The following is a 5,571-nucleotide window of genomic DNA, read 5'->3' as shown; positions in this document are numbered from 1 at the left end:
AGATCGTGGCGATCTTCGGCGCCATGGGCTTTGCCCTGGCCGAGGGGCCGGACATCGAGGGCGACTGGTACAATTTCGGCGCACTGAACATCCCCGACCACCACCCGGCGCGGCAGGACCACGACACCTTCTACGTCCCCGCCGGCCCTGATGGCCGCCGCCCCGTGCTGCGCACCCACACCAGCCCGGTGCAGATCCGCACCATGCTGGCGCAAGAGCCACCGATCCGCGTCATCGTCCCCGGCCGCACCTGGCGCGCCGACCATGACGCGACGCACAGCCCGATGTTCCACCAGGTGGAGGGGCTGGTGATCGACCGCGGCATTTCTCTCAGTCACCTGAAGGGGTGCCTGGTCGATTTCCTGCGCGCCTTCTTCAGCATCAGCGACCTGCCGGTGCGCTTCCGCGCCTCCTACTTCCCCTTCACCGAGCCCTCGATGGAGGTGGATATCGGCTGGAACCGCAAGACCGGCGAGCTGGGCAAGGGCGGCGACTGGCTGGAAATTCTGGGCAGCGGCATGGTGCATCCGCGCGTGCTGGCCAATTGCGGCATCGACCCGCGCGAGTTCCAGGGCTTCGCCTTCGGCATGGGCATCGAGCGCATCACCATGCTCAAGCACGGCATCCCGGACCTGCGCCCCTTCTATGAGAGCGACGTGCGCTGGCTGCGCCACTACGGCACCAGCCCCCTCTCCCCCGCCACCCTGGCCGAAGGGGTCTGAGCGATGAAGTTTTCTGTGAGTTGGCTGAAGCAGCATCTGGAGACGGATGCTTCGCTGGAGCAGATCACCGCCGCCCTCAACATCATCGGCCTGGAGGTCGAAGGCGTCGAGGACCGTGGCGCGGCGCTCGCGCCCTTCCGCATCGCCCATGTGGTCGAGGCGGTGCAGCACCCGAATGCCGACCGGCTGCGCGCCTGCACCGTCGATGTGGGGGATGGCATCCTCCGCTCCGTCGTCTGCGGCGCGCCGAATGCGCGCACCGGCATGAAGGCCGTGCTCGGCCTGCCCGGCGCCTATGTGCCCGGAACCGGCATCACGCTGAAGGTCGGCGAGATCCGCGGCGTGAAGAGCGAGGGCATGATGTGCTCCTCGCGCGAGCTTGGCCTTGGCGACGACCATGAGGGCATCATCGACCTGCCGGCCGACGCGCCGGTGGGCGTGCCCTACGCCACATGGGCGGGGCTGGACGACCCGGTGGTGGAAATCTCCATCACCCCCAACCGGGGCGACGCGCTCTCCATCCGCGGCATCGCGCGCGACCTCGCCGCCGCCGGCCTCGGCACGCTGAAGCCCTTCGCACCCGAGCCGGTGCCGGGGGTCTATCCCTCGCCGCTGCGCTGGGTGGTGGAGGACACGGTGGCCTGCCCCTGGGTGCTCGGCCGCGCCGTGCGCGGCGTGAAGAACGGCCCCTCGCCGAAATGGCTGCAGGACCGGCTGGTCTCCATCGGCCTGCGCCCGATCAACGCGCTGGTGGACATCACCAACTTCTTCACCTTCGACCTCGGCCGCCCGCTGCACGTCTTCGACGTGGCCAAGGTGAAGGGCGATGCCCTGTTCCTCCGCCCCGGCCGCCCCGGCGAGACCTTCCTGGCGCTGAACGGCAAGGAGGTGGCGGTCACGCCGGAGGACCTGGTGATCGCCGATGCGGAGGCGGTGGAAAGCCTCGCCGGCATCATGGGCGGCGAGCATTCCGGCTCGGACGAGAACACCACCGAGGTGTTCATCGAATGCGCCCTGTTCGACCCGGTGCGGATCGCCCTCTCCGGCCGCCGGCATGAGCTGCGCTCCGATGCCCGCCAGCGCTTCGAGCGCGGCATCGACCCGGCGCTGCTGCCCGATGCGCTGGAGGCGGCCACGGCCATGGTCATCGCCCTCTGCGGCGGCGAGGCCTCCGAGGTGACGCAGGCCGGGGCGGAGCCGATGTGGCGGCGCCAGGCCAGCCTGCGCTTCGAGCGCATCGCCGGCCTCGGCGGCGCCGACATCGACGCCGACACGGCGGTGGCTACGCTGGAGCGCCTCGGCTTCGGCGTGGTGGCGCGGGATGCGGCGCGGGTGACGGTCTCCGTCCCCTCCTGGCGCAACGACGTCGCCGCCCAGGGCAGCCTGACCCAGGCGCCCGGCCTGCCGGCGGAGCGCGCCCAGGCCGCCGCCGAGGGCTGCGCCGCCATCGAGCCGGAATGCGACCTGCTGGAGGAGGTGCTGCGCATCCACGGGCTGGACCGCATCCCGGCCGTGTCGCTGCCCGTCGCCTCCCCCGTGCCGCGCCCCGCGCTGACGCCGAAGCAGGCCCGCGCCGTGCTGGCCCGCCGCACGCTGGCCGCGCGGGGGATGCTGGACTGCGTCTCCTTCGGCTTCCTCGACAGCCGCGTGGCGGCCCGCTTTGGCGACACGCCCGCCGCGCTGCGGCTGGAGAACCCGATCGCCGCCGATCTCGACCAGATACGCCCCACCCCCGTGGCGAGCCTGGCCCTGGCCGCCGCCCGCAACGCCGCGCGCGGCTACCCGGACGTGGCGCTGTGCGAGCTGGGCGCCGCCTACCGCGACATCACGCCCGAGGGGCAGCTCACCGTGGCCGCCGGCCTGCGCCTGGGCGAGACGCCGCGCCACTGGGCATCCCCGGCCCGCGCCGTGGACGCGATGGACGCCAAGGGCGACGCGCTGGCCGTGCTGGCGGCGCTCGGCGTGCCGATGGCGGCGCTCTCCGTCACCACCGACGCCCCCGGCTACTACCACCCCGGCCGCTCCGGCGTGGTGCGGCAGGGGCCGAAGGTGGTGCTGGCGCAGTTCGGCGAGCTGCACCCGAAGCTGCGCGAGGAGCTCGGCCTCGCCGGCCCGGCGGTGGCCTTCGAGGTGTTCCTCGACGCCATCCCCGAGCCGAAGCGCAAGAAGAAGGCGGTGCCGGACCTGCCCGCCTTCCAGCCGCTGAAGCGGGACTTCGCCTTCCTGGTGGACACCGGCGTGCCGGCGGAGAACCTGCTCCGCGCCGCGCGCGGGGCGGAGCGGACGCTGATCACGGATGTGGCGCTGTTCGACCGCTACGCCGGCGAGAAGCTGCCCGAGGGCAAGGTGTCGCTGGCGCTGGAGGTGACGCTGCAGCCGCGCGAGGCCAGCCTGACCGACGCCGAGATCGAGGCGGTGGGGGCGAAGATCGTCGCCGCCGTGGCCAAGGCGACCGGCGCCACGCTGCGCGGGTGAGAAGCAAGGGCGGGGGAAGGAATTCCCCCGCGCCCCCATCTTCTTCCTGCGAGTCAGGCCAGAACGAAGAAGGACGCGGCGGGCCTTCATTTCGGCGGCCATGCGGGGCATATGGCGCAGCATGATCCCGTTCCGGAAGATGCACGGGCTGGGCAATGACTTCGTCATCGTCGATGCCCGCCCCGCCCCGCTGCCGCTGGCCCCCAAGCGCATCGCCGCGCTGTCGGACCGTCATTACGGCATCGGCTGCGACCAGTTCATCACCCTGGAGACGCCCGGGGCGGGCGCCGACGTGTTCATGCGCATCCACAACCCGGACGGCTCCGAGGCCGGCGCCTGCGGCAACGCCACGCGCTGCGTCGCCCACCTGCTCATGGCCGAGACGGGGCGGGAGCGGGTGGTGGTCCGCACCATCCGCGGCGACCTGCCCTGCGAGCGCCTGCCGGACGGCCCCCACGGAACCGACTGGGTCCGCGCCGACATGGGCCCGCCCCTGCTCGGCTGGCGGGAGGTGCCGCTGGCGGCCGAGATGGACACGCTGCACCTGCCGATGGACCTCGGCGCCGTCGCCGACCCCGCCGCCTGCTCGATGGGCAACCCGCACGCCACCTTCTTCGTCCCCGAGCTGGACGCCATCGACTGGCGCGCCCTCGGCCCGGTGGCCGAGCACCACGCGCTGCTGCCGGAGCGGGCCAATATCGGCTTCGCGCAGGTGCTGGCGCCGGACCATATCCGCGTCGCCATCTGGGAGCGCGGCGCGGGGCCGACCCTGGCCTGCGGCTCCGGCGCCTGCGCCACGCTGGTCAACGCGCACCGGCGGGGCCTGGCCGGCCGCCGCGCCCGGGTCGAGCTGCCCGGCGGCACGCTGGAGATGGAATGGCGGCTGGATGGGCATGTGCTGATGGCCGGCCCCGTGGCCACCGCCTTCGAGGGCCGCTTCGACCCGCAGGCCTTCCCGGGATGAATGCCCGCCCGCCGGAGGCAGCCGGCGCGCCGGCCGAGGATCTCTCCGCCGGGCCGGTGCGGGTGCTCAGCTTCGGCTGCCGGCTGAACACCTATGAGAGCGTGGCGATGCGCGAGCTGGCGCTGCGGGCGGGGCATGAAGGCGCCATCCTGGTCAACACCTGCGCCGTCACCGCCGAGGCGGAGAAGCAGGCGCGCAAGGCCATCCGCCGCGCCGCGCGGGAGAACCCGGGCGCGCCGATCCTGGTCACCGGCTGCGCCGCGCAGATCGCCCCCGATTCCTGGGCAGCGCTGCCGGGCGTCGCGCGCGTCATCGGCAACGCCGACAAGCTGAAGCCGGAGGCCTGGGCCCCCGCCGCGCCGCCCGCGCCGGTTTCCGACGTCATGGCCGCCACCGAGACGGCAGCGCATCTCGTCACCGAATTCGCCGGGCGGGCGCGGGCCTTCGTGCAGGTGCAGCAGGGCTGCGACCACCGCTGCACCTTCTGCGTCATCCCCTATGGGCGCGGCCCCTCGCGCTCCGTGCCGGTGGGCGCCATCGTGGCGCAGGTGCGGGCGGTGCTGGAGGCCGGCTACCGCGAGGTGGTGCTGACGGGGGTGGACATCGCCAGCTACGGCACCGACCTTCCGGGGCGGCCGCCGCTCGGGCAGATGGTGCGCCGCCTGCTGGCCCTGGTGCCGGAGCTGCCGCGGCTGCGCCTCTCCTCGCTCGACCCGGCGGCGATGGACGAGGATCTCTGGCGCCTGCTGGCGGAGGAGCCAAGGCTGATGCCGCACCTGCACCTCTCCCTGCAACACGGGGCGGAGCTGATGCTGAAGCGCATGCGCCGCCGCCACGGCCGGGCGGAGGCGCTGGCCTGCGCCCGCCGCGCGCAGGCGCTGCGCCCGGGCCTCGCCCTCGGCGCTGACCTCATCGCCGGCTTCCCGACCGAGACCGAGGAACACTTCGCCGAGATGCTGGCGCTGGTGGAGGAGGCGGGGCTGACCTTCCTGCACGTCTTCCCCTATTCCGAGCGGCCGGGCACGCCCGCCGCGCGGATGCCGCAGCTGCCGGTTCCGCTGCGCCGGGAGCGCGCCGCCCGGCTGCGCGCCGCCGGCGCCGAGGCCGCCCTGCGCTTCTACAACGCCCGTCTTGCATTCGCCCGTCTGGGACAGGAGGAATCGGTGCTGCTGGAAAGTCCCGATCGTGGCCATACCGAGCATTTCGCCCCGCTGCGCCTGAAGGGCGCCGCGGGCCATCATGGCGCCGTGCTGCGCGCCCGCGTCACCGCCGCCGGGCCGGACGGCCTGCTGGCCGAGGTGGCCTGAGGCATGGCACTGCGTGACCTGTGGGCCCGCCTGACGGGCCGTGAGAAGGACAAGGCGGCCGAGGACGCGGCGGCGCCCGCGCCCGAGATGGAGCCCGGGCACC

4 protein-coding genes are annotated in these 5,571 nt (G+C 73.3%); all 4 read left to right on the top strand.

Going from position 1 to position 5,571, the window contains the following annotated elements; all coding sequences use genetic code 11:
* Nucleotides 1-722: phenylalanine--tRNA ligase subunit alpha (pheS, locus tag ACZJYS_RS22055; RefSeq protein WP_493180328.1), on the top strand; the 722-nt coding region annotated here is incomplete at its 5' end.
* Between the two features lie 3 nt (nucleotides 723-725).
* Nucleotides 726-3,197: a phenylalanine--tRNA ligase subunit beta gene (gene pheT / locus ACZJYS_RS22050; protein ID WP_493180327.1), complete on the top strand. Its 2,472-nt coding sequence runs from the start codon at nucleotides 726-728 to the stop codon at nucleotides 3,195-3,197.
* 121 nt (nucleotides 3,198-3,318) lie between these two features.
* Complete coding sequence (gene dapF, locus ACZJYS_RS22045) at nucleotides 3,319-4,161, top strand: diaminopimelate epimerase (protein ID WP_493180326.1); 843 nt, start codon at nucleotides 3,319-3,321, stop codon at nucleotides 4,159-4,161.
* A gap of 107 nt (nucleotides 4,162-4,268) precedes the next feature.
* Nucleotides 4,269-5,468 (top strand): tRNA (N(6)-L-threonylcarbamoyladenosine(37)-C(2))-methylthiotransferase MtaB, encoded by a 1,200-nt coding sequence (gene mtaB, locus ACZJYS_RS22040; RefSeq protein WP_493180329.1) that lies wholly within the window; start codon nucleotides 4,269-4,271, stop codon nucleotides 5,466-5,468.
* Nucleotides 5,469-5,571 lie beyond the last annotated feature (103 nt).

It is taken from the genome of Roseomonas sp. TS2 (assembly GCF_058833935.1).
Note: the sequence above shows the minus strand (reverse complement) of the source record. Positions and strands in the feature narration are given on the sequence as shown.

What these genes read in the sequence shown, in the direction of transcription:
- mtaB (WP_493180329.1), top strand. Translation starts at nt 4,269, where the DNA reads ATGCGCGAGCTGGCGCTGCGGGCGGGGCATGAAGGCGCCATCCTGGTC.
- pheT (WP_493180327.1), top strand. Translation starts at nt 726, where the DNA reads ATGAAGTTTTCTGTGAGTTGGCTGAAGCAGCATCTGGAGACGGATGCT.
- dapF (WP_493180326.1), top strand. Translation starts at nt 3,319, where the DNA reads ATGATCCCGTTCCGGAAGATGCACGGGCTGGGCAATGACTTCGTCATC.